General features: G+C 52.8%; 18 protein-coding genes. 14 read left to right on the top strand and 4 right to left on the bottom strand.

The window, feature by feature from the left end:
• Positions 1 to 442 (bottom strand): helix-turn-helix domain-containing protein (locus ACS5Q1_RS34755; protein WP_473102507.1); only part of this gene is annotated, 442 nt, incomplete at its 3' end.
• Between the two features lie 382 nt (positions 443 to 824).
• Here ACS5Q1_RS34755 and ACS5Q1_RS34760 point away from each other — a divergent pair.
• Positions 825 to 2,270 carry an undecaprenyl-phosphate glucose phosphotransferase gene (locus ACS5Q1_RS34760; RefSeq protein ID WP_473102508.1) on the top strand — a complete coding sequence of 482 codons (1,446 nt, stop codon included), beginning with the start codon at positions 825 to 827 and terminating at the stop codon, positions 2,268 to 2,270.
• 23 nt (positions 2,271 to 2,293) lie between these two features.
• A complete protein-coding gene (locus tag ACS5Q1_RS34765; protein ID WP_473102509.1) occupies positions 2,294 to 3,553 on the top strand; it encodes a glycoside hydrolase family 5 protein in 1,260 nt (419 codons plus the stop codon).
• 559 nt (positions 3,554 to 4,112) lie between these two features.
• On the opposite strand, the gene ACS5Q1_RS34770 is transcribed toward ACS5Q1_RS34765, so the two are convergent.
• Positions 4,113 to 5,168, bottom strand: coding sequence for a glycosyltransferase family 2 protein (locus ACS5Q1_RS34770; protein WP_473102510.1), 1,056 nt, complete (start codon positions 5,166 to 5,168; stop codon positions 4,113 to 4,115).
• 627 nt (positions 5,169 to 5,795) lie between these two features.
• Between ACS5Q1_RS34770 and ACS5Q1_RS34775 the strand changes: the two genes are divergently transcribed.
• The 4 genes from ACS5Q1_RS34775 to ACS5Q1_RS34790 all read left to right on the top strand — a co-directional run bounded on the left by ACS5Q1_RS34775 (position 5,796) and on the right by ACS5Q1_RS34790 (position 11,067).
• Entirely contained in the window at positions 5,796 to 7,127 is a 1,332-nt protein-coding gene (locus tag ACS5Q1_RS34775) for an O-antigen ligase family protein (RefSeq protein WP_473102511.1), read from the top strand.
• A gap of 526 nt (positions 7,128 to 7,653) precedes the next feature.
• Positions 7,654 to 8,655, top strand: coding sequence for a GumC family protein (locus ACS5Q1_RS34780; protein WP_473102512.1), 1,002 nt, complete (start codon positions 7,654 to 7,656; stop codon positions 8,653 to 8,655).
• 75 nt (positions 8,656 to 8,730) lie between these two features.
• Positions 8,731 to 9,972 carry a polysaccharide biosynthesis/export family protein gene (locus ACS5Q1_RS34785; RefSeq protein WP_473102513.1) on the top strand — a complete coding sequence of 414 codons (1,242 nt, stop codon included), beginning with the start codon at positions 8,731 to 8,733 and terminating at the stop codon, positions 9,970 to 9,972.
• Positions 9,973 to 10,080: 108 nt separating this feature from the next.
• The gene (locus ACS5Q1_RS34790; protein WP_473102514.1) at positions 10,081 to 11,067 is read left to right on the top strand and encodes a hypothetical protein; all 987 of its coding nucleotides are present in this window, start codon (positions 10,081 to 10,083) and stop codon (positions 11,065 to 11,067) included.
• A gap of 233 nt (positions 11,068 to 11,300) precedes the next feature.
• Here the strand turns inward: ACS5Q1_RS34790 and ACS5Q1_RS34795 are convergent, their stop codons facing one another.
• Positions 11,301 to 12,848, bottom strand: coding sequence for a polysaccharide biosynthesis protein (locus ACS5Q1_RS34795; RefSeq protein ID WP_473102522.1), 1,548 nt, complete (start codon positions 12,846 to 12,848; stop codon positions 11,301 to 11,303).
• Between the two features lie 1,054 nt (positions 12,849 to 13,902).
• Here ACS5Q1_RS34795 and ACS5Q1_RS34800 point away from each other — a divergent pair.
• The 4 genes from ACS5Q1_RS34800 to ACS5Q1_RS34815 all read left to right on the top strand — a co-directional run bounded on the left by ACS5Q1_RS34800 (position 13,903) and on the right by ACS5Q1_RS34815 (position 20,878).
• Positions 13,903 to 15,372 carry a hypothetical protein gene (locus ACS5Q1_RS34800; protein WP_473102515.1) on the top strand — a complete coding sequence of 490 codons (1,470 nt, stop codon included), beginning with the start codon at positions 13,903 to 13,905 and terminating at the stop codon, positions 15,370 to 15,372.
• 45 nt (positions 15,373 to 15,417) lie between these two features.
• Positions 15,418 to 17,004 (top strand): AMP-binding protein, encoded by a 1,587-nt coding sequence (locus tag ACS5Q1_RS34805; RefSeq protein ID WP_473102516.1) that lies wholly within the window; start codon positions 15,418 to 15,420, stop codon positions 17,002 to 17,004.
• Between the two features lie 41 nt (positions 17,005 to 17,045).
• The gene (locus tag ACS5Q1_RS34810) at positions 17,046 to 17,300 is read left to right on the top strand and encodes an acyl carrier protein (RefSeq protein WP_473102517.1); all 255 of its coding nucleotides are present in this window, start codon (positions 17,046 to 17,048) and stop codon (positions 17,298 to 17,300) included.
• A gap of 443 nt (positions 17,301 to 17,743) precedes the next feature.
• On the top strand, positions 17,744 to 20,878 hold the full coding sequence (locus tag ACS5Q1_RS34815) for an acetoacetate--CoA ligase (protein WP_473102518.1): 3,135 nt from the start codon (positions 17,744 to 17,746) through the stop codon (positions 20,876 to 20,878).
• 132 nt (positions 20,879 to 21,010) lie between these two features.
• Here the strand turns inward: ACS5Q1_RS34815 and ACS5Q1_RS34820 are convergent, their stop codons facing one another.
• Positions 21,011 to 22,054: a GNAT family N-acetyltransferase gene (locus tag ACS5Q1_RS34820; RefSeq protein WP_473102519.1), complete on the bottom strand. Its 1,044-nt coding sequence runs from the start codon at positions 22,052 to 22,054 to the stop codon at positions 21,011 to 21,013.
• Positions 22,055 to 22,667: 613 nt separating this feature from the next.
• On the opposite strand from ACS5Q1_RS34820, the gene ACS5Q1_RS34825 reads away from it, so the two are divergent.
• From ACS5Q1_RS34825 to ACS5Q1_RS34840, 4 genes are all read left to right on the top strand, one after another.
• Positions 22,668 to 23,435, top strand: coding sequence for a polysaccharide deacetylase family protein (locus tag ACS5Q1_RS34825; protein ID WP_473102520.1), 768 nt, complete (start codon positions 22,668 to 22,670; stop codon positions 23,433 to 23,435).
• Positions 23,436 to 23,710: 275 nt separating this feature from the next.
• Positions 23,711 to 24,082 (top strand): IS66-like element accessory protein TnpA, encoded by a 372-nt coding sequence (gene tnpA / locus ACS5Q1_RS34830; protein WP_473102521.1) that lies wholly within the window; start codon positions 23,711 to 23,713, stop codon positions 24,080 to 24,082.
• A complete protein-coding gene (gene tnpB, locus ACS5Q1_RS34835) occupies positions 24,079 to 24,426 on the top strand; it encodes an IS66 family insertion sequence element accessory protein TnpB (RefSeq protein ID WP_173947155.1) in 348 nt (115 codons plus the stop codon). The genes tnpA and tnpB overlap by 4 nt, the downstream gene beginning before the upstream one ends.
• A 45-nt stretch (positions 24,427 to 24,471) precedes the next feature.
• Complete coding sequence (locus ACS5Q1_RS34840) at positions 24,472 to 24,777, top strand: hypothetical protein (protein WP_473102523.1); 306 nt, start codon at positions 24,472 to 24,474, stop codon at positions 24,775 to 24,777.
• Positions 24,778 to 24,796 lie beyond the last annotated feature (19 nt).

A 24,796-nucleotide genomic window follows, 5' to 3' on the forward strand; every position in this document is an offset into this window, starting at 1 on the left:
AGCGATAGCCCGCCTCGTGCAGCCGGCGCCGCAGCGTGCGCGGGCTGACGGCGATGCCCTTCGCGGCCAGGTCGTGCGCCAGCAGCGGCACCGTCCAGCTCGTGGCCTGGTAGCCGCAGCGGCGGGGATCGCGCGCCAGGGCCGCCGCCAACCGCTGCGGCGTCAGCCTCGGCTGACGGCGGGGACGCCCGCTGCGCGGCCGGTCGTGGAGCGCGCTGGCCTCATGCTCGGCCCGGTACTGCACCAGCCAGCGGTGCACGCTGGAGCGATTGACCCGGCAGCGGCGGGCCGCCTCGGCCACGGAATGCCCCTCGGCCACCAACAGCAGCGCCTCGAGCCGGCGATACACACGGGCCTCGCGGGCGCCGGCTAGCGCGGCAGCAAGCCGCTTGCGATCCGCCTCATCGAGCCATGTCTCGGGAGAGTGATCATGTCGTTGCATGCTCCCCAGGGAACACCCGCGGCTCTCGTGTTGCAAGTCTTATGGCGACCTACTTAGTGAGGAGAACCGCTTTTTAACACCAGGAGCCAAGGAGCCAATTCCAATCACTCTATCTGGCCGCCACTCCGCCTAGCCTGAGGGTACATATCATTGATAATTGGCAAAAATTTCGACATCAGTGCGATTTGGATCCAGCAACTCACGCGATTCAATCCGGCTTTGTGTGGCGGTATAAGCATATGCTCTGAATGGATATATTCTGTATTACCACAGAAGAAGTCTCATCCAGGTTTGTGCGAACTCCCCCTTCATGATTATGAGACGCAGGTAGCGAAGCGCCGTTCTACTTTGCTACTATGAAGGCTCTATTGGAGCCTTGGCGATGGGGTTAGTGCGGTACACAGATCATTCCGAATTATCCGCGATTCAGGACTCCAAGGCGTATGAACCTGCGCTCAAGCCCGACCGCATATCAGTCCATCGTATCGCAATAGGATTGCTGCTTGCAGACATTGTCGTCTGGCTTACTGCAGGGCTGTTGCCGGCACTTCTGTACAACGACATTCCCACACCGGCTTTGGATCAGTACTTATCAGCGGTATCATTTGGACTTCTACTTTACCTTTTTATATCACAATCATTATCTGTCTATAGTACGAAGCACGTATTCAAAGGCGGGCGCACAATTCCGATGGCATTGGCGGCCTTATTGTTGACTTTTGCCGTGCTCGCACTTTCTGCCGTTGCAACTAAAACTGCCGCGGAGTACTCACGTGTCTGGTTCTTCTCGTGGCTGGGGCTCGCACTTAGCCTGACCCTCACTGTTCGCGCGGCCATATCAACTCTGATTGATATGAGACTCAGCAATGGTGCCTGCCTGCAACGTGCCCTCATTGTCACTTGCGGCGAAAATGCACTTACATGCGATCAGCTGCCCTTAGTGACTCGAAATCGCATAAGGGCAATCGGCGCAATCACCGCCAAAGATCTAGCTTCAGTCCCAGACTTAACTCCCTATCTTCGCACGCTTGCCCCGGACTTGGTCATTTTGAGCCTGCCCTGGGCCCAGATTGATCATGCCCTGAGCAATCTCAGGGCGTTGTCTTATCACGCAGTTGAAGTCCTCGTTCTGCCACAGATTAGATCAGACCTTCAGAAGGTCCTCAGAGTCCGGGAATTTGCTAATCAGCCGCTATTGCAGATTGCGGCCCCCCCTCTGAGCAACTGGAATAGCTTTCTCAAGCGTCTTGAAGATGTGGTTGTAGCTAGCCTTGCACTGCTGATTACGACTCCCGTGCTGCTTCTAACAGCGCTGATTATCAAACTGGAGAGTCGGGGGCCTGTGCTGTTCAAGCAGGTGCGCGCAGGATACAATGGCACTCTAATCGAAGTATATAAGTTCCGCTCGATGTATGTGGAGGGTACCGATCTCCATGCATCGCGTCAGACCGGCAAGGATGACCCAAGGGTCACACGCGTCGGCCGATTCATCCGACGCACGAGCATCGATGAACTGCCTCAGTTCTGGAACGTCCTACAGGGTCGAATGTCCGTCGTTGGACCAAGACCGCATGCACTCGCGACCTCCGCGGAAGGCAAAGTACTGGATTCAATTGTTGAAGGGTATGCAGCACGGCATCGTGTCAAACCCGGTATGACAGGCTGGGCCCAGGTCAACGGCGCTCGCGGTGAACTCCGCTCCTGTGAGCAGGTGAAGCAACGGATCAGCTATGATCTCCACTATATCGAGAACTGGTCTCTGATGTTCGATCTCAAGATAATCCTGATGACCGCAGTTCGGGTGATCCAAGATCCGCATGCCTATTGAAACCTAGAAGGAACTTCCACGAGATGCAGTACTTGCGCCAAGTGTGGGTCGCTGTGTTCAGTGCGATCATATTTTGCTTAGCTGTAATACCTCTTGCTCTTGCTGCTCCAAGCCAAACCTTCAAGAAGGGCGTGAGTCTCCACGGGCCTCTGACTTGGGCGCGCCCAAATCCTCAAAAGGATGGATACTCCTGGCCCCCTTTCGAGGGCAGGCATTATGAAGTCAAACAAGAACTGCTATCAGCTGTTGCAGCTGCCGGTTTCGATTTCATTCGCCTCACTGTGGATCCAGGACCATTTATATACTTCGCGGATGACCCGTCCCGTCGCGTCATTCTCGATCAGCAGCTCATGCAATGGATCCAACGCATATTGGATCTAAAACTAAATGTGATTGTAGATTTTCATCCTATCAGCCAAGTTCCTAAATTCAATATATCAAGCTTAGTAGACTCCTACTTCTTCAACACGATCAAGCCATACCGAGATGTTCTGGTTCGAACGGCACAACAACTTTCTAAACTAAAAAGCGACCATGTAGCACTTGAATTGATGAACGAACCAAGCACAGGATACAATCTTTACTCACGCTACCAATGGCAGAATACTTTAAAGGATCTTCATGATGCAGTACGAAGAGAGTCAGAAAATCTTCTAATTGTCCTAACCGGGGCCCGAAGTGGCAGCATCAAAGGGTTGACAGAATTGGACCCATCCCCTTTTGCGAAAAGCAATGTCCTGTTTACATTCCATTATTATTCACCGTCTGAACTTACTCATCAAGGAGTTGAGGCTGAAGGCGCCCCGCACTGGCGTTACATAAATCAAATCCCCTACCCGGCCAACTCCGCACAGTATACAACGTTTTGGAATGAGTTTACTGCACGAGTGCAATCAGGCGCTGCAGACGAGACAGAGAAACTGAGAATCCTAAAGGAGTCAGAGTCTCAATTCAGAGAATATTTTCATAGATCTGCAACGCGGGCGTACTCATCTGCCCAATTTGATGTAGTGACCGCATGGGCAGCCAAGTATGGCATTCCTCAGGATAAAGTTCTTCTAGGTGAGTTCGGCGTTACCCGAGCAGGTAGCGATGTTGCCGGTGCCGATGCAGCATCACGCTTTGCATGGCTTTACGATGTCCGCAACGAGGCTGAAGCGAGAGGCTTCGGATGGGCAATTTGGACATTGATTGGTGTCGGCGGAATGGCGATTGTCGAAGAGCCTGGCTCTATCCACTTGGATGCGACAACGCTCAAGGCATTAGGCCTAGCGAGCGATTGAATAACAGTAGAGAACTCCATCCGGTATCCGCAAAGCCTCTAATTCGATAGAACTCAGCCCCTCGTGAGGGAAAGGGGTTCGGATCCGCCGATGTTAATCTCCGTTATCAGGTTGGATGCCCTGGAATGGATGATCACGATCCTCTGGAACCCGTAATCACGATCGCCTGGAACGCGCAGGTTGGATCGTAAGCGGCTTTCCGACTGCACCTTACACTGCAAAGCGTGCCTGATCGCATTGGGCACTGATTGAGCACGGGAGAGCGCGAGGGCGTTGCGGACCACCTGTTGGAGCGATCCTCGACCGTGGTTGCCGGATCCATGCTCGGGCGGTACGCTCCGCCAGCGACAGCCAGTCGCCGGATGCCACCGATTGCGCGCCTATCCTCCGCGCGGCTTGTCCGACGGTCATGCGGCAGATGCAGTTCGAATGCACCCCAGGATTTGCCGAGTCACCAAAACAGGCACGCCCTGACGCTCCTCCCGATCAGCCCAAACCAATCAGGAAGATAAAGCCTAAATGGCACCAACCCGTTATATGGTCCTCACACCTGGGAAATTCACCCCAGTGAGCTAGTCTGGCTCGCTTGAGCCAAGAACTTGTCGTGTTCCTCAGTGTTTGGCACCGCCCCCTGTAGGACCCGACTCGGAATCCATATGTTCGGATCGCGGCGCCGCCGCAGTAAGCCTTTGACTGAACAAATCGCCATGACGATCCATGAAACAACGGCGTATGTCCCAAGCCGAAGCGAACGCCGTTTGGCCGACATAACTGCGATGGGCATCAGGACTAATAAACAAGCGGAAATAATACCCTGAGTCGGATCTTGAATGATCAAGATCGCAAGAACGGTCAGAAGCCATGCAATCACCAGAGCGGAAATCCAAAGTGTGCGTATCTTCCGAAACACCTCACGACAATATGGCCTTCCGATCGCCGAGCGAGCAATCTCGCCTGCTCCGAACGCGTAACCGCTTTGGACCCGATACCACAGGAGCTTGTACGCGCCAATGCTATACCCGAAATGATCGGTCGCCACTCGGTCGATACGAGTGAGGTGCCAACCCTTGGCCCGGAGACGCGCTCCAAGCTCAAATTCCTCGAATGCGTGGAGATTCAGATCCGAAAGATAGCCCACGCTTTCAATAGCGGATCGACGATATAGTCCTCCTCCATTCAACCGATCGGTGTTCCCAAAGTGCGATCCACTCCTGGTTCGAGCCGCGCGCGCTGCAAATTCCAGGTTATCGAGATTCATGTCGCGAATGATACCGCCGATCCCTGCGAGACGTTCGTCACTCATGAGGCAATCCAATGCCTCCAGCAGGAAGTTGCGATACAGCGTCATGTCTCCATCGATCAAATAGATGAAGTCACCTGACGAATATTGATAGCCGAGTTGTGGTGCGGTCCCGCACCCGCGGTTCGCGACGCTCTCGAGCTGAACGATCGCAATTGGGTACAATGAAGCGATTTCAACGGTTCTATCAGTCGATAAGCTATCTGCGAGAATGACCTCTCCATCAAGGCCTTGCAAGGCAACCAAGCAACTTTCAATAGTGCGAGCAATATTTTTCTCTTCATTGAAAGCTTTGATGATAATGCTTACTCTCATAGACGGCCCTACCCCTTACGTGATCGTGACGTTCTACTATGGATTTGACCGCATCACGTTCGAGCACTAGCGGAATGAAGCCGCAAATTTCACGCATTATCGAAAGCCGGCCCATTAAGCTGTGCAACGAAGAATGTCGAACAAGTATTTCCCGACAAAATGTATCCACACACGACGTCATTAAAATCTTAAATATATCGGCATATTTCTCCGACTTAAAGCTGACTGAAACGGCGTTGAGAACGCTCATTTACGCCAATAACATAAGTATTGTAGCTCAATCCCGTTGGCCGAAGCACGAGATAAGAAGTATATCTCATGTCGCTTATGAGGTACTGAGACTTTATAATCACATGGAGAAAGTGGCGTTCCTGGATAGGAGACGGACGACCCAGCTAAGATGCCGCATGCTCACCAAGCAGTAAAACGATTGCTCCGTCTCATTCGCGACAACTGGGCTCACGACCTGCGACACCCGTCTAGCCGCAACTCCCTTAGCGAGGCAGAGAAGGTACAACCGATAGGCTAGGTGTCATACCCTGTCCGCGGTGTTAGTTTTGCTTTTGTCCTACGGGTCTACGGGCATGGCTGAGCGCCGTTGCGACTTAGGGCGGAGGCATTGTCACAATGGCAGCGATAGCGCATGCAAGAGTTACCGCATCCGATAACAGAAGGGTCTTTCTTGAGATCTTCTTCGTTTATGCCCTTCTATTGTCGGAAGGCGCATTCGACTTTCACTTGACCGGTGTCGATCCGGATGTGGTGAAGCCTCTCGAACCAATGTCTCTGATGGGACGACTAAACTCCGTTCTAATTTATGTCATCACTCTCTCAATTTATCTTACACATCGGCGAGTAGTTAATGCTGTTGTGCGCACCGCTTGGCCCCTGTTTCTATTTCCTGTTGTTGCCTTCCTATCGTGCCTCTGGGCACCAGACTTCGCGACAACCTTGAGGCGGGTTATCGCTCTTTCGTTCAATCTCTTGACCGTAACAGTTCTCGTCGCGACATTGCCACCGATACGGATTGTAAGAGTCTTCACCTTGGCGCTCGGGTTGGGCGTTCTGTTCAGTATCCTATGGGTGGTGCTTTTACCTCGCTACGGAATTCATCAACCCTCCGATTGGATAGAACCAATTCATGCTGGACTGTGGCGCGGCATTTACCCTCATAAAAATAGCCTCGGAGTCATGAGCTCCGTAGCTCTAGTGATATTGATTTTCTTTGGGAAAGCCACAATCAAGTCCGCAATTTTCCGACTGTGTGCGACCTTCTCTGCAGCTGCTTGCTTGGTTGGCGCAAAATCGGGAACAGGAATGGTTCTAGCCGCAATAATGGCCATTGTAATCTTGATATTTAGAAGCCTTATGAAAGTCGATCGCTCCACGCGAGTATTTCTTAGCGGGATTGTACTTATATTTTCCGTACTAATTATCACTGCCGCCGTTCCAATAACCTATTTTGTCCTCCAATCTCTTGGAAAAAACACCGATTTAACCGGAAGGGTACCGATTTGGACATCGCTTGTTGCTTGGGGACAGGAACGTCCTTGGCTTGGTTACGGCTATTCTACGGGTTTCGCGCAAGAAATAACGCCGCGTATTCTAGAACACATGCGCATCAATATCAGCAGCGCCCACAATGGGTATTTGGAGACCTTCATTAGCTTCGGCTATGTCGGGCTCGCCCTTCTCGCAATTGTGACTGTTTCGTTTATTAGAAAAATCACCGTTGGCCTCATGCTGACCAGCACGGACAGCAAGATTGTGTTGCCTTTCGTTGCGGGATTATTTTTCAACGCTCTCTTCGGAAATTTCACCGAGTCGTTGTTTCTGGTGCAGAATAGCTTCTTCAACATGAGCTGGGCACTTGCCTATGTCTTGATCTCATTCTGGATAAAGTCTCACTCCTCGGCCATTCCAATGCCTTTGAGAACTCACCGCGAAAGGTTGGCTTGAGACAGTTCGTCGTCCCAAAAATAGATTGATCGGCCCTGGAGCCGTTTCCACTTGCGTGGAATCATTTCTTTTTTTGCTTTGCCGCCTTTTTAAGGGCGAACCGGATTCACTTCGCCGAAAAGTGCTTTAGCAGACGAAACTTCGCGACGACTCAACAAGCTCGACGAACCTGGAAATTTGACCATGGAATTACCCTCACACTAGATAGTCCCACTAAGACCGAGGAGACATGCCAACCCGGTCGAGCTTCAGGAGGGGTGTCATATCTCGTCACAGATCTGGCCAAAGGTCATATCACTTCAGATCGCCGAACGCGGAAACTACAACATCGGCCAACGCGAACGCTCCAGTCGCACGAAGCACATTAGAGAGGGCTCAATAGGAGGGTAGTGCTTTTGCGCAGGTGTGTTATTCGCCCCGACCAGACATATTGTATCTTGATGTTTTGCGGTGTTCAGGCATATCGACTTAGTCGGAATGCCGAACAGAAAGTATCTGTACTCTGGCTCAAGGTGTCGGGTCTCAAATGCTTGATCGGATAAAAAGGGTTACCCCGTCTGTTGAGACATATACGTTTGATCAAGACGGAAAAAATGATCTGCTCGACATTATATCCTTCTTGTTCCGAAACAAGGGCAAAATATGTATCTCATTCGTAGTCTCATTGTTATGCGCCATCGCATATCTCTGGGTTACACCGGCCCGCTATACGGCCACTGCACAGATTATCATTGATCCAGATACGACTCGTTTCAGCCGCCAGGACGGCAGGCTCGATAGTCCGCTCGACGCCTCGACAATGGAAAGTCAGGTGGCGGTTCTGAAGGCTGAGCGAATTGCCCAGGAAGTCGTGAACTCCCTCGGGTTGAGTCATGATGAAGAGTTCTTTTCAGACCAGCCCAGCCTCAAGCAATCAATTCTTTCCTACTTCGGGCAGGAGATCGCTCCTGTGAGTGCGGATGAGCGAACGCAAATCGCCACTGCGCAGTTGCAAAAATCGCTCGAAGTAAGACGAATTGGAATCAGCTATGTTATAGATGTCAGCTTCTCGTCGAGGAGTAAGGAGAAGTCTGCCCGCATCGCTAATGCAGTTGCACATTCCTATCTACAAGCCCAGGCTGATGTGAAAAGCGAAGCTATCCGGGCGGCCGATAAGTGGTTGGAGGATCGCTTAGGTATCATAAGAGCAGAAACATTAGCTGCAGAAAATGCGGTCCAGGAGTTTAAGGCACAAGCGAAGAGTGTTTCTGCGGGAGCAGTTCTTGTAGACCTTGAGAGTTACGCAAAACTGAAGCGAAATTTCTATGAGAGCTTCCTTCAGCGTCATTTGGAAAACAGGCAACAAGAGACCTCTCCAGCGGTTGTGGCACGCATTCTCTCACCAGCCTACCCTCCTTTGTCTCGAAGTGAACCAAGGACGATCATAGTGCTTGGAATCGGTGCCATACTCGGGATGTTTATCGGCTTGGCCGCAGCCTTCGTCATCGAGGTAATCGCCAAATTTAAAGATACTCATTCCGAGTACTAGAGCACATTGTTCACGCATCAATCAGGAGACTTGGCCACGATGGATTGGATGAGACGACGTCGAGCAGTAGCAAGCATGCGGGGCATCAAAATGCGGCCGGCTTATATACGCGGTCTCTCACTCATTATGGTCTCCAGTTGTCTGCTCATTCTCCCGAGTCATGCAAGAGCGGAGTTTCATCTCGACACCGGTGACACAGTAGAGATTTCGCTCGCTGGAATTCCTGAGTTGAAGACTCGTGCCACGATCGACCTCGACGGAAATATTATGGTGCCTGTTGTCGGAGTGATTCCAGCGGCAGGGGCGTCAATCAACGGCCTGCTGAACAGGCTGCGAGCGGCTTTCGAGGACAGGGCGATCAGTGTGAGGGGGGTAGACGGAAGAACGGTTATTAATCCAGTCGCTTCCGAGGATGTTTCAGTGACGATTGCTGAGTATCGCCCAATCTATGTTTCCGGAGATGTTTTGAAAGCCGGGGAAGTCGCCTACCGCCCTGGACTAACCGTTCGGCAAGCAATCGCAATGGCTGGCAGCTACGATCTTGCCCGCTTCAGGGTTAACAATCCCTACATTGAAGCCATCAACTATAACACTGAGTATACTATGCTATCAACCGAACTCCAGCACGAGGAGGAGCGGAAAAAGCTTATCTATAGTGAGTTAAATCTTGAAAATGAGGATAAGGGCAGACCCGCTTTATCGGAAAGTGGAATACGAGTTCAGCCGAGTTTTATCGCTGAACAGTTTCGTGCTCAGGATCAGGATTTTGAGAGAGATATTGCGCATCTTAGAGCGACGACCAATCGTCTTGATCGTCGGAGCTCATCCTTGAATGAACAGAAGGCAAAAGAAGAAGAGGGATTGAAAGCCGACCTCGAGGACTTTGAACGGGCAAAAGCTCTCCTCGAAAAAGGGACAACATCAATCCAGCGAGTGACCGACGCGCGACGTGCTATGCTGCTGTCCGCCACTCGGGCTCTTCAGACTGAGGCTGAAGCCGCCAGAGCATCTTTAGAAAGAGAGGAAATCTCGCGATCAGTCCAGAAACTGCAAGATCAGCGTCGAATTAGACTCCTGACCGAACTGCAGGATAATGCAGCAAAAATACTAAGGATACAGGCCCAATTAAAGGCTGCCAAAGAAAAACTGTTCATGGTCGGGACCTTGAAGTCTGCATGGACAGATGCGAAAAAGCCGCGGCCGCAGATAATTGTTCACCGAGGCAGTGGAAAGCAAAACGAGCAAATTACCGCTACCGAGGACACCCCTCTCCTGCCGGGTGACTTAATTGAGGTTGCACTTCCAATCGACCAATAGCGGCCTGTTTGCGCGATATGCGGCCCTCTTGAAGCGTCGGTTCTAGTACACTGATATTTGTGCAGATCTATGAAATAACCAGCAAGTTTCCTGTCTTGAGGTCATGTTATGGAAAACCAACAGGCCATCATAGTAGAACGTGCAAATCTTTCTCGTACTGATTGGGATACATTTGCTCTGAACTGCGACTCTTCCTATCGGGGGGTCAGTGGTTGGATAAAACTTTGGCAGATGACGAACCACATCCCCTTCCGGACGGCTTCCTATAATGTTTTTCTCCTGCAGGCTGGTAGCCGAACAAAGATAGGGCAATGTGCTGTCGGCATTGGGCTGCATGATACATTTTTTTCGGATGGATTACAGGTTCTACCCGAGTACCAAGGCGTCTGGCCGCAATGCTTGCAGGCAATCCTGCACGAATTAGGCCCGGGACGCTATGTTTACGGCTCTGACTGGAGCCTTGAGCCTCCTCGAGAAGAAGAAATTTCCACTTTGGACAAAGTAAAATTGCTTAACGTAAACAGACACATTGTTGAGGCCGTCGATTTCTCGCGCTGGAAATCCTGGGAAGATTACCAGCGGGATATAAGCACAAACATACGACGCAACATAAAGGCAGCCTATAGCAACTATAAGTCTATCGAGATTGACACCGAGCATGGGCTCGGCGCTTTATCACTTACACATCGCATGGTGCTTTGCAAATCGAGTATGTTTAAGCGAAAGTCCGTTGCTGTATCTGCCCTAAAAATACTTCCAAAATATGTTTTACGTTCACTTTGTATTCCAGAATATGCATTCTGCTCAGTTCTTCACGCTGACAAACGCTTATTAGCGGCATTCGGCGGCGCGGAAGTCGGTCGTCATGCCTACTACTTCGATGGAGGTTCGGTCGAAGCGGATGGCAGCGGCTGGGTGCTGAAGATGTCATTAATGCGGGATTTCTACTTGCGCCATCCGACCGGTCGGTTCGTGATGGGCACGTCAAAATGGAATAATGATCAAATGGACAATTGGGAAAGTTCTGCGCGTTATCGGCGCGATGCCCGTGTCTCAGGATTTCCAACGAGTATGGTGACGTTCACATATACGTGACAAATTGAGCCTTTCGAGCGTCGTTCACCGTCCGAATGCGGCCCAACAAAAAGGAGGGCCGCCCCACAATACTGGAATGGGTCCTGGGCCGTGGTCTCAATTGTTCTTCCGTTCCCGAACGCAAGCCGCCTCTGTCACCCGCGGCGTTGTCTCCTCTCCGGTCCCATCTTACAGCTCGCAATAGGGCCGGACTCCGGGAACTCGCAGCATCGCAGATGCCCTAGATTCAATGTTTAACGCGCAACCCAGCGTAGATAGTTAAGGGGTATCCCACGAATAGTCGGCAAAGCGTCTATTATGAAATGATACTCTTCCCATCGGAGCGGACGAAGAACAAGCAGGGAAAGTAAAAAGGCCGTTCCTGCTGCAATGCTCAGCAGGATACGTGCGGCAACACCATGCTGACCCTCCAACATGGCAACTTCGCTGAGAAACACTAGGACGACGCTTGTGACTAGGAGAGGTGCTAGGCGGCGGATGTCCAAGGTGCGCTCAGCCCCATGGTTTTTGAGAGCGACTCTCAACATCCCGATTCTAAGCAGCAACTCAATGCTCGGCCAAATCAAAATGGATAAAACTCCAAGGCGCGGAGTTGTGAAGAAGATAAGCACCAAGCAGGCCAGGCCCAAAGGCAATGTCGCCGCAAACACCCGGTGTTTGAGCTCAATGCCAGCCACAATCTCAAGGCTTCTGTAACAGCTTGCGCCGAGCGCAAGCAGAAGCATCACTGGAATGACATATGCGTAGTTGGCAAATTCCTCTCTTGCCATCAGTTGAATCAACATTGGTGCAATTGGATACACCACCGTGATTCCGAGCAGAACAACGATCGCTTCAAGTTTTACCAGAATACTGAGTATGCAATGTGCCTTGGCAATATCTCCTGTTTGGGAAACATTATTTATGAGGACCGGCTCTAACGCGGTTGCCAAAAGCTGGAGTGGGAGCGCTCGTTGGAGAGAGGAAAGCAGACCCTGGATAAAGGAAACTGCAGCCAGTGGGATGACTGGAAGCGATGGCGCGCTGACGAGTCGAATGGCCGCTGGACTAGTCGCGAGCCAGCCAAACGAAGAGATGTAGATTCCCAACGCAAATGAGAGTTGCGTCGCCGGACTCAGCTGTACATCGAGCACACTATCAGCGCTGATGGTATGATCCGATTGATAACGATGGCGTCTGAGGAAGATGACGCACATCACCCCCACTATCAGTACCATCGATGTGAATGACCAGATTGAAATTGCAGTAATGGCATCCAAATGCCCTGACCACCCGGCAACTGCTGTCAAGGACGTCCGTGTAACGACTTCCATTAAGGTGGCGACTGACCAAATTCCTTGTTCCATCAAGCTTTGAGCGACCGCCTCTGCATCCATTTGCAGCAGGAGTAGAACGAACCAAAGCAAAATTATCCTGTGATCGTAAACCTGATCGAGAATCCAATTCGATTGAAAGAACCATAAAGTCAAAGCCGCGGCGCTTATGACAAACAAGACTCCTCCCGTCCGATAAGAAATATATCGCGCGATTGCATTCCTGAGTGCTTTCTTTCCGCCCTTCAACATAATGATCGGCAGGAAGCGAGCGATTGCGCGGGAGATTCCCAGCGACGCCAGCGACGCGAAAAGCGCGGCGCCGGCAAGTGCGACTGCATATGTTGCATACTCATGCGGCTGCATCATCTTGGCCAGTAGCACTTGGAAAGACAGACCAAGAATCAAAACTCCTACTTGGGCCGTCGCCGCAATCGTGAGCCGCTGAATAAGATGACTTCCGTGCATTCGCCTCTTCCGATTTTTCAGGACTTTACTCAATTCAGATCATAAGACAGCAGCCTTTAAGTTCATCTAGGAACTCAAACTAGGTACATGGAGCATTCCATCATATTGCCTCCAAATCAAAAGGTATTACGAGAGGCCTCGCTTAGCCGACTTAATTGGGAATAAGCTAGACGGAGGCGTATTAAAGCCGCTTGCAGCAGAGGGACAGAGGAACCGGAGAGAGCCCGCAAAGGACTTTCTAAGGCCTGATCCGAACTGCGATACGAGCTCGCTCCCCCTAGTAGCATGACAGCCGCGTTTATGAGCGTGTGGCGTGATAAAAACTTGTGTAGGTGCGTCATCCACCGGGTGTCACGGTTGCTCATGCGCGGATCGGACGGACAAAAGCCCAGGCACAAGAGATGGGTAGCACAGGCAGGCGGGCTGGCCCTAGAGCCGCAGTCAACGCCTCAATACCCCGCTTGTTGATCGAAACAGTTGGAGCGGGTGGGACGGTGCTGCCCCGCCGCCGAGCGAGGTGGTTCCTCGTCGTCGCCTGCTTCACCCGCGGTAGATGCAGTGTAGCGACAAGCGACCAAACCGCTAGACTCATATTAGAGGTAGTTCGATTGAGAGGACAGCGCTTCTATCCAAGCTTCGATATGACGGAGTCGACAGCGCCGATATCGAATGCGGCATAGCAAGGAAGAGAATGGACTCCATACTTGGCATTGTGACTTGCAAGCCATCCTGCGTCTTCCAATCGCGACAATGCGTTACCTACACATCTGTGCAGATGAAGATCTCAAAAGCCCTTTCTACGGATTGCATGCCCCGCCTCGACTCCGCCCGATGGGCTACCTCTAAGTTCAAATTAGCGTATTATTGACCGTCACAAATACAAACGACAAGATCGCCTTAGGCTGCAATATTTCGTGTTTATCGATAAGTCGCGTCCTATTCACAATACTTTAGCCGAGCAAGAAGCCTATTCTGAACAGCGCGCTCACATCCATGCCTGTGGAAATATAGCTATGCTTCGGTAACTTGTCTTGCGGGCGTTGGAGGCACAACCATGGCATGGAACACCGCCTTCTCGGTTCAGGCGAGGCCTATTTGGCCCGTAGTCAAACCTCCGTGGCACGTCAACAGCCTCTCCTCACCATCCTTTGTCTCCTTTGTACAAACTTGGCAGGGGCGGATTGCGCTTTCGATAGTTTTCGGCCTCATGGCCACAGCATACTCACCGCGCTATGGCCCTCTCTGGACCCTCGCAGCAGCGACTATCGCCTTTGGCGGAGCATATCGATATTGGATCCTACTCATTACTACCGCGGGCTTTGCGGTGGCGCGGCTTATCGCAGGTGGGAAAACTCTTGCAGATATCGGCGCCGCCGAGGGCATCAGCGAACGTACGCTGCTGCTCATTATCAACAGCGGCGCACTGATCTTACTTTACGCCGTTTCCGTTTTAGCGATTCAATGGGTACGTACGCACCCTAAGAGCTTTCTTGCCCGCAGGCCCACGCTCTCTCTTATCGTTGCCTTCTTCGCCCTTGCACTAGTCGCTTCGGCTCCCTGGTTCAGCGGTATTGCAAAGGTGGCTCTATGGGCCTTCACGCTGCTTTTCTCCGTATACTGCTGGTACATTGGATACGCTTTTCTCGATCAGAGGACGCGGAGTCCCAGCCCGATCCATGCGCAGCTTGGCGTTTTGCGCCCCATTTGGAGTATAGATCATACACCAATTGGAAAAGGGATGACTTATCTCCGTAAAGTTGAAGCGAAAAGTCCAGAAGAACTCGCCGTTGTCCAGATCAAGAGTGTCAAGCTGATGGCTTGGTGTCTCGCGCTCGTTGCCCTACGCGAAATAATAAATCTTACCTTTCACAATCTTCTCGGCATTCCAGGATTCGACGCCGTTGTCGCAAAATTCGGAACAAGCGAACCGTACGCCGTCGCGCTGACTTGGAAGAGCCTCATTCTCAACTTTTTTGTAGAAATCATAGACTTATCAATTCTCGGTCATGCCAGCGTGGCCGTCGCCAGGATGGCGGGTTTCCAACTGCTTCGGAATACATATCGCCCGCTGGAAGCCACCTCGATCGCCGAGTTTTGGAACCGGTACTTCTATTATTTCAAGGAGTTGCTAGTTGAGTTCTTCTTCATGCCGACATTCCTGCGCTATTTCAAAGATCGCCCAACACTGCGCATTGCCTTTGCCACGTTTATGGCAGCCGGCGTAGGAAACTGGCTGTTTCATTTCATTCGCGACATCCACCTTGTCGCTGAGGCCGGCTGGTGCCAGACACTTGTCGGTTTTCAGACCTATGCGGTTTACTGCGCCATTCTCGCTGCAGGAATATCGATCTCACAGACGCGCAAGAAAGTTGTGCGCGAAGGTCTTTTTCGCGGCAAGGTCGTTCCCGCACTTTGCGTCATGGCATTCTTCTGCGTGATCCAAGTTTTCGACTACACGCCAAGAAATTCCACTATGTCTCTAGGCGACCATCTTCAGCTCTTACTCTATCTCTTCGGAGGCTAAGATGCGGTGCCGGCAACCTGTAACTTCTCGCTGTGGAATGAGAGCATGAGCTATAACCTGACGGTCCCATTGTATGCAAACAGCCTCGAAATTCCAGATCGGCCGGCCCTCTGGATCGACGGAATCGAACTCACCTATGCCGAGTTTGCAGGTAAGGCACGAGACCTCGCGACAGTTCTGCTGGGGCTGGAATCGCAAAAGCCCATGCGGGTTGGGGTTCTAGGCACTCGAGGTTTTGAAGCATTGATCGGTGTTGTAGGAACATGTTGGGCTGGCGGAGCCTACGTGCCTATCGGCTTAAATGCCCCGGAAGAGCGTATCCTGACTATTCTAGATCTCGTCTGTCTGGATGCCCTCGTGGTAGACCGGCGCGGAGCGATGCTTCTGACGGAGAGAGTTCTTGAATCCTGCCCACGCCTTCTCATTCTGCCAGACAGGAAAATCGCTGATGATATTTCCTTCCGACACGATGGCGCCTTATATGCCTTAGACACGCTTCCCTGCTCGCATCGTGCCACGTCCCCAGTTGCCCTGACTGCGGACGATCTCGCCTATATCGAGTTCACTTCCGGAACCACAGGCATTCCCAAGGGCGTCATGATTTCAACCGGCGCCGTGCACCATTATATTCGGACGATCCTCGACCGATACAAGATTGAACCTGGTGACCGTGCCGGTGAGGGGATTGACCTGACCTTTGACCTGTCGGTGCATAACATGTTCTCCGCGTGGTGGGGCGGCGCCTGTCTTCACGTTGTGCCACCCAATCAGTCTCTGTCCTTGATAAAGTTTATCAAGGATCACCAAATCACCACGTGGCTGAATGTACCCTCGAGCATTATCCTCGCAAAGCATATGCAGATGCTTCAACCAGGATCCCTCCCCAGCCTGAGAATCTCGGCATTTTGTGGCGAGCCGCTTCCAACATCGGCAGCGCTGGCATGGAAGGCAGCAGCTCCGAATAGCATTGTCGATAATCTTTACGGGCCAACCGAAGCAACGGTCGCCTGCCTCTTGCAGCAGGTTACCAACCCTCCTGCGGTAACGGCCAAGCGTGACGTGATCGCTATCGGCCATCCTTTTCCTGGCATGAGCGCGGCCATTGTCGACGAAAGGCTTCGCTTCCTGCCGAGCGGTCAAGAGGGTGAGCTCGCACTTGCCGGCCCGCAACTCGCGGAAGGTTACCTAAATGCCCCGGAGATTACCGCGGCCCGCTTTCCGATAATTGATGGGAAGCGATGGTATCTCACAGGGGATCTCGCCATGCAGGACGGGAACGGAATCTTTCATCATCTCGGACGTATCGACAATCAAGTGAAGATTCGCGGCAACCGCGTTGAACTCGAAGAGATTGAAGCTCACTTGCGCACAGTGGCCGGGACCGACATGGCCGCAGCTGTGGCGTGGCCGATCATCTATGGCAGCGCGGAACGAATCCTAGGCTTCGTAGCCGGAACTGAGATGAAGGAGTCCACGATCAGGGAGGCGCTCAAGCAACGGATCCCAGCCTATATGGTACCAACCACAGTTAAATGTCTCGCAAGTCTCCCCCTAAACTCTAATGGAAAAATCGACCGAAAGGCGCTGATTGCAGAGCTGGAGCGCGAAAGCAGATTGCAAGCCGAGGCTTAATTCTCCGAGCGACAATTGTCTTAAAATGCGGGATGCCTGAAATGACGGATTACAGCAAAGTGTCAGCATTCATGACGAAGATGCTGCGAGAGAGAAACGACGAGGCTCCACTATGCGAAAGCGAGTCTCTTTTCGGCAAGGGCCGCCTCGACTCTCTTGCGGCCGTCAATTTGGTCGTCTTCCTGGAACAGGAGTTTGGCATGAATTTCGCAGACATTGGACTGGATCTAGAGCGAATTGACTCAGTCGATCTCATTGTGAAGCTTGTCAGAGAAAGTGCCGCAGCCCAGGCTTAGTCGGCGGCACTAGCCCCGTATTGCTATTCAGCCCCGCCTTTGAAGTAGAAGTACCTGTCAAACTCAGAGGATGTGGTGAGTGATTGAGAGGAAGTCACAGTGACATCGGCGTGTGGTGTGTCATCATTTACCCTGCTTGTCGGGCTTGCTCTTCCCGATCAGCATTTTCACTACCTCGGAATTGCAAACAGGGTCTGAATAACCGTCTGGCCGCCGCGCAATGCATCGACTAGCATTTGAGAATGAGTTCGGATGGCGATACCGCACTCGGAAAAAGGCAATGCCCTTTTGGCATCATTTAAGGCAGTTTCGAAGGGACATGATCGCTATCAGCTCGACAGGTCTTGAGAATTGAGGGACGCATCACTGAAACGTGTCTCGCCATCGACTTGTGTTCTCCAGAACATTGCTGAAACTAGCTAGGCAATTCAAGGAATGTTCAAGTGACGAATAGCGGGCCTATCTTCACTCCAGATCAAGAACATGCCGAAGCCTCTCAACTGTCGACCTTCATGCGTTACTGCGCGGCGAAGACGGGGTACCACTTTGGCACTTTTGCGGTGTTCGAGCAATTTGCGCTTAGAGAGCTTGAAATCTTTTGGAGCTTGTTGTTCGCATGGTGCGCGATAGCGCATGAAGGGTCACTCAGGCCAGTTTGCAAGGGCGACACCTGCGAACGTGTGACTTTCTTTCCGAACATTCGACTCAATTATGCGGAGATCGCCCTAGGCTCAAACGAGGACCGAGAGCGCTTTGCGCTGACCGCCTATCATATAAACAGACCCCGCGAGCGTCTAACACGCTCAGAACTCTACCGACGCGTGACGAACTTGGCGTCATACTTGCGCCGCATCGGCGTCCGGGAGGGGGACCGTGTCGTCGCAATTTCCCGCAACGGTTCCGAGGCTATCGTGGCGGCGCTTGCAGCTGCTGCGGTCGGGGCTGTCTATTCGAGTTGCGCGCCGGATATGGGAGCCTTCGCCATTATCGCGCGGTTCGAACCTCTTCACCCAAGCGTGCTGCTCGCGAATTTTCAAGAGGAACTATGGGATGTTGGAGTATCCGTCGCTGCCCGGGCTTCCGACGTGGCAGCGCGGCTCACATCCTTGACGCAGATCATTGCACTGGATGACGGAGAAATACCTTCAGGCGTCAGTCTGCCTGTGGAACGCTACTCTGCGCTCATTGGCCAACATGAAGATCCAGAGTTCCTATGGCAACGGTATTCCTTCAACCATCCACTTTTTATCATGTTCTCATCAGGAACCACCGGCGCGCCTAAGTGCATTGTGCACGGGACCGGAGGTACATTGCTAGAACATCTCAAGGAACATCGTCTTCATTGTGATCTAAAGCCAGGTGATAAGTTATTCTTTCAGACGTCGTGCGCGTGGATGATGTGGAACTGGCAACTCTCGGCTCTTGCATCGGGCGTCGAGATCGTAGTCTACGACGGGCCTGTCCAAGATCCCGGAACCCTTTGGCGGATCGTCTCCGAAGAGAACGTAACGGTCTTTGGGACAAACCCCGCCTACCTGCAACTTTGTGAAACAACAGCCTTTTCGCCCAAACAAACATTCAACTTCCCCTCCCTGAGGTCGGTTCTCTCGACAGGTTCGATCCTCTACGACCGCCAGTATGATTGGGTCCGCGATCACGTCAAAGCCGTTCCCTTGCAGTCTATCTCAGGCGGTACCGACATCATCGGTTGTTTCGTGCTTGGGAACCCACTGTTGCCGGTCTATCGTGGCGAGGCTCAATGCCGGAGTCTCGGCCTGGACGTACGTTCGCTGCCACCTCCGGACAATCCGACCGCACAGATCGGTGAGTTGGTCTGTGTCAATCCATTCCCCTCGCGGCCACTGGGATTCTATGGCGATGAGGATGGCAGCCGTTTCCATAATGCTTATTTTGCGCAAAATCCGCCTTATTGGACGCACGGCGACCTCGTCGAATTCAGCCCTCGCGGCGGCGCACGGCTTCATGGTCGTTCCGATGGTGTTCTGAACATCCGGGGCATCCGCGTCGGCCCCGCGGAAATCTATAACATCCTACAGTCGATTAGTGAGATCGTCGAGGCTATGGCGGTCGAGCAGGAGGCCCCAGATCAACTCGGCGGCTCGCAAATGATCGTCCTCGTTGTGCTCCGCGCAGGATATGTCTTGGATCTCCAACTTTCCAAACGCATCCGTTCCACCCTGGCGGCGCAGGGGTCAATGGCACTTGTGCCTGCAAAAGTCATCCAGGTTGATGAATTGCCAAGGACATTCAACGGAAAAAGATCCGAAGCAGCCGCTCGGGATGCAGTTAACGGGCGGGAACCAAAGAACATCAGCGCCCTCCAAAACCCACAGGCAATCGTTCGCATCAGAGAGGCCGCAGTCGACGCAATCGTGGCGACCGGACTGCCTGACGGCACTAACGGCCGCACCCGCCAAACAACGGTGGAAACGTCGCAAGAGCTCGAGATCGAACTTGCCCACATTTGCGAGCGTGTTTTCGGCTTTCCCATCAAACCAACCGAAAGCTTTTTGGAAGCCGGCGCGGATTCACTTCAAATGCTGACGCTTCTGATTGAGATAGAAGAACGTTTCAGCGTTGGGCTTCCGCTCGATGCGCTATTCCTAGCTCCCAGTACCGAACGCCTCTCCAAGCTAATCTGGGAGAACGTCAGCTCCAACGGGGACGACCGATCCCCCGACAAGCTGCATGTACGCCCGGGACATCCGAACGATATCGAGGCAATTTGCTCGCTCTTGCACGAAGGATTCAGGAATAGACACATCGAAGCAGACGATTGGCGACGGCTATTCGAGTACAAGTGGGTCGATGCTTCTCCAAACCTTGGATTCGTACTGACAAAGGGTAGCCAGATCGTCGGGTTTATCGGCACGATCTACTCAGAACGTCACCTGGACGGCAGGACGGTTCCTGTCTGCAACCTAACATCATGGTATGTGTGTCCGGAGCATCGCGGCCTTGGTGCGCTGCTGTTAAAGGCAGCGACGCAGAACAAGGATATCTACTATACGAGTTTCACCCCGGGCCCTGAAGCCAAGGCGATGCTCCCTCCCCTGCACTTCAAGAACCTCGAGGTCCGGAAAAATGTATTCCTGCCGTGGACAAGCCCGAAGACCCTGCGCAACACACGCCCATCCATTATCTTTGATCGAAACAGGATACGTGATCTGATCGGAGATTCCGATCGTCGCATTCTGGACGACCACGCTTCTCACGATGTCTTGCATATGGTCGTGAGGGAAGATGCCGAATGCTGCTATCTCGTGATAAAGCGCAGACCTTTCGGCGGAAAGCTGAACCACATTCCAGTGCTATTTTACTCTGAAATCTTGTATTGCAGCATGCCGTCCCTGTTGGCCCGTCATCTCGAGCGCGTCAAGCTAGCCGTTCTCAGACGGCAAAAAACGATCGCGGCGGTCGTCGACGATCGTATCCTCCCCTCACCCCGACCGGGCAGCTGGCACATTACCCAGAGTTATAGCTTCCGCACACCCGATCATGTTTCTGAGGATCTGGATGCTCTATATTCGGAGATTGTTCTTCTTCCGCTAGCGTGAAGAAAAACAATCTTCGCTGACAAGCATTCGACGACCAAGGTGAACAATCCGTCAGCGCTTCAGCTCGGCGCTTTCGATTTATCCCTGCAAGCTCTTACTGGTTCGTGTTTTGAAGCTAATTACCTCTAGCAATTAGCTGTAACGTCGACTTCTTTCTATCCGTCGCAGAAATATTCTAGCTTCCATGGGAATCATTTTGAGCAACGGCGTCTCTCGTGCCCAGTTCAGTGCATCTTTCGGAATTCTGCGCAGTGCCAGTAGTCGCGAATTTATCGCTACGGAACCTTCGAGCATCCGCACGGTTCGATTACAAAGCTGCTCTTTATAATCGGCCTCGCCTTTTCCGAAATCGATGGTCGTGATCCCAAAATTATGCGCCTTGGAAATCATTGATAACAGCAGGAGCATACCGGGTGAGTACCGGCTGAATGCAGTATCATAGGAAGGAAACCAGTAGTGCAAAACGCCACTAGATCTCACACCGAAGTGAGCCGCGACAGGACGGCCGCCAGCACGTAGTACCGACACAAAACTGGAGAATCCTGCCCCTCGCTGAGATGCGATGGCCTTGACGAGCGCCTGGGCCCAGGGCCTTGCAAAGAGATCATTCCCGCCAGTTCGCTGATATTGCGCCGATTTCCATTCGAGACAGAGTTGCAGAACGTTTGGATCCTGAGAGTCGAGTTCGATCTCGACCGGTCCAAATTCACGTTCCAGCTTGCGTTTCTTGCCTGCATATCGGGAATGCTCTCCCTTACCGCTGGCGCTCTCCTCTCTAATGTCGAGAATGTAGGAGTTCCCTTCAGCTATAGCGCAGGACGCAAATGGCGATTGTGAAGCTGGAACGTGGTCAAAGTCATATCCACGTAACTCACACGCCAAAAGCAACTCTATTGGATTGAACTCATAGCCTTGAGGACCGATCACGCCGTGGTAGTCGGATACGGCCCCTCCGATAGGTCGGGCGAACCGGAATCGACCTCGCTGGAAGGAGAAAAATGCCGCTCCATCATCGATGGAGGCTGTGAAAGCATCACTACGTATTGCCGATACGGCTGCGGTGAATTCAGGTCGAAAGAACGGACTACAAAGCTGAGGGTTGGACTGTTGGATCTCAGCCCAACGCAGCGCAAGATCTCTCGGCAGTTGCTTAGCCGGAAAAAGTTCGATCTTCATTGTCCTGTCAGAATTTGGGTCGCCTGCAATTTCCAAATTACATCAAATAACCGCAACTTAGAATCTCATGAGCAGCATTTTGAGGAGAGAACACCGTACTAGTTCATTCAGGCGCATGACCTCTACCTCATAGTTGTAGCTTTATTTCAGCATTGAGCGGCTCCCTAGCCAGACGCCAAGTTTGAGTCCCGTGACATGATGGAGTAATGCGTTGCTCGACGCATGCCATCCTATGCCCTCTAAGCTCGCGGCATGTGTCGATTGGAACCGGGGAGATAAACTCCTCTAGTCCCGCATTTCACGATGCTTCTTCCATTATGTTCTTTGTTCGCGGTTCAGGTCGATGCCCGAGCAATGCTCGGAACAGACCCTTATGAGGTACACCGTTCTAGCAATAATCGTTTCAGCGCTATTCAATGTCGGCGAGAGGAACAGAATCTGGGAGATGACAACAACAGCATGTCGCCAGAGCGCCAAGTCCAAGTAGAAAGATCACTTGGACTACTCCCGCTTTCATAATGGTCACCCTAGACGGTCCACACTCGTTTCATTTATTTTTTTGAAGAGTTCGAGGGACAGGACATAAGGTCCAAGCCAAATTGGGAGGGCCAAAGTGCACCTCAGCAAGATTGAGAGACTTCGGAAACGTGTCGCTCACGAGATAACAATAAAGCCGCGGTATGTAGAGCTAGAGCGAGGCATTCTGACCATATGCTTTGACGATTTTGCGAGAAACTCCTGGACCGTTGGTGGCGCTGTCCTTTCTGATTATGAAGCGACTGCGAGTTACTTTGCGAGCGGAGGACTGTGCAATCGAACTGTCGAGGGGCTAGACTACTTTACCATAGACGATCTGCAGGACGCCTGGTCTTCAGGGAATGAAATCGGCTGCCACACTTTCGATCATATAAGTGCAGTGAAGAGCTCCCCATATGAGTTTCAGCGCTCGATCTTCAAGAACAAAGATTTCTTGAAGGATGCACTTCCCCAACTAAGCCTTTCCAGCTTTGCCTATCCGTACAATCACACGACGCTGCGCTGCAAGTTATTCATTAAGCGCCAGTTCGGCCTTGCAAGAGGCGTAGGGGATAAGCCGAATGTGAAATGGGTCGATTTCTCTGAGTTGTCTGCGATCAACCTATCTCTTTCCTCCGTATCGGCCTCAGGCCAAAGAGGCGAGTATTTGTACGATATGGGCGAATTGATCGAACGGGCGGCAACAAACAAGGAATGGCTCGTTGTCTATACGCACGATGTCAGTGATAAGCCCTCGAAGCACGGCTGCCCCACCTCCGGCTTGGAGGCACTCATCGTCCGAGCGAGGCGGTCCGGTCTAGATATACGCCCAATGAAGGACATCCCTCCTCTATTGCGGGCATAACCGACCAGAACTTTTCAGAGACCTCGCGCGGCCATCGCCCACGACCTATCGCGACGGCACCGAGCTTCTCTAGATAGTTTTCACTGCATCAGGCCCAGTGCAGCGGAGTTAGAAGCGGGATCACTTTTACTGACATGACCCTTCGGCTGCGCACGATGCGCTCGTCTTGACCACAACCAGCGCAAATAGTATGCACTTGGTGTGCGCCCTCTTGTGAGAGTGAGGTTTGCGTGTGACGTTCTGACCTTAAGGCTCGCTTTAAGGTCAGTAGATTGATGAAGATCGAAGTTCTCGGCATAGAGCGCCGACGGCGTTGGAGCCTCCAGGACAAACTCGGGATCGTGGAAGAGACGATGCAGCCGGGCATGACGGTGACCGAAGTGGCCCGCCGCCATGGTCTCGCGCCCAGCGTCGTCTTCACCTGGCGCCGCCTGGCCCGCGAAGGGCGGCTTGGCGATGCCGAGCCCACCTTCGTGCCGGTCGAGATCACACCCGTCCCAGCCCAGGCTCCGTCGGTGACCTCCCCATCGCGGCGCACCGGCCTGATCGAGATCATCCTGGGCCGCGGGCGCCGCATTCGCGTGGATCGCGAGGTCGATGCCGAAGCGCTGCGGCGGGTGCTGCAGGTGGTGGAGAGCCTGGCATGATCCCGGTGCCGACCGGCGTGCGCGTATGGCTCGCCACCGGCCACACCGACATGCGTAAGGGCTTTGGTGGCCTCTCCCTACTGGTGCAGGAGACGCTCAAACGTGATCCGCATTCGGGCAACCTGTTTGTCTTCCGTGGCCGCAGAGGCGATCTGATCAAGGTCCTTTGGTACGATGGGCAGGGCCTGTGTTTGTTCTCGAAGCGCATTGATCGGGGACGTTTTCTGTGGCCCTCGCCGGCCGACGGGACGGTGTCGATTTCCACCGCGCAGTTGGGCTATCTGTTGGAAGGCATCGACTGGCGCAATCCCCAGCAAACCTGGCGCCCGACCGCCGCCGGATGAGCATCAAAGCCTTGCAAATCAACACTTCCGTGGCAGACTCGGAGCGTGGCAAATCACCCCGATCCGCTCCCCTCCAGTCTGGCCGACGCTCACGCGATGATCCGCGCCGAGCGCGCTGCCCGTCTGGCGGCCGAAGCCCGCGCGGGTGATCTGGAGATCGCTCGCGCTGCTTTGGAAGTCGCCCGGCTCGAAGTCACCCAGGCCCATGCCGCCCGCTATGCCCTGGAGCTGGAGATCGAGCGGCTCATACCACGTCCTGGTGATCAGAACCCGTGTGCCCAGTCGCGCAAGCCGATGGACATAATCGTCCAGGGCTGCTCGGTGAGCCTGTTCCACGCGTCACAGCAATGATCGAGGATGTCCTTGTAGG

The sequence above is a fragment of the Microvirga sp. GN3 genome (assembly GCF_055792825.1).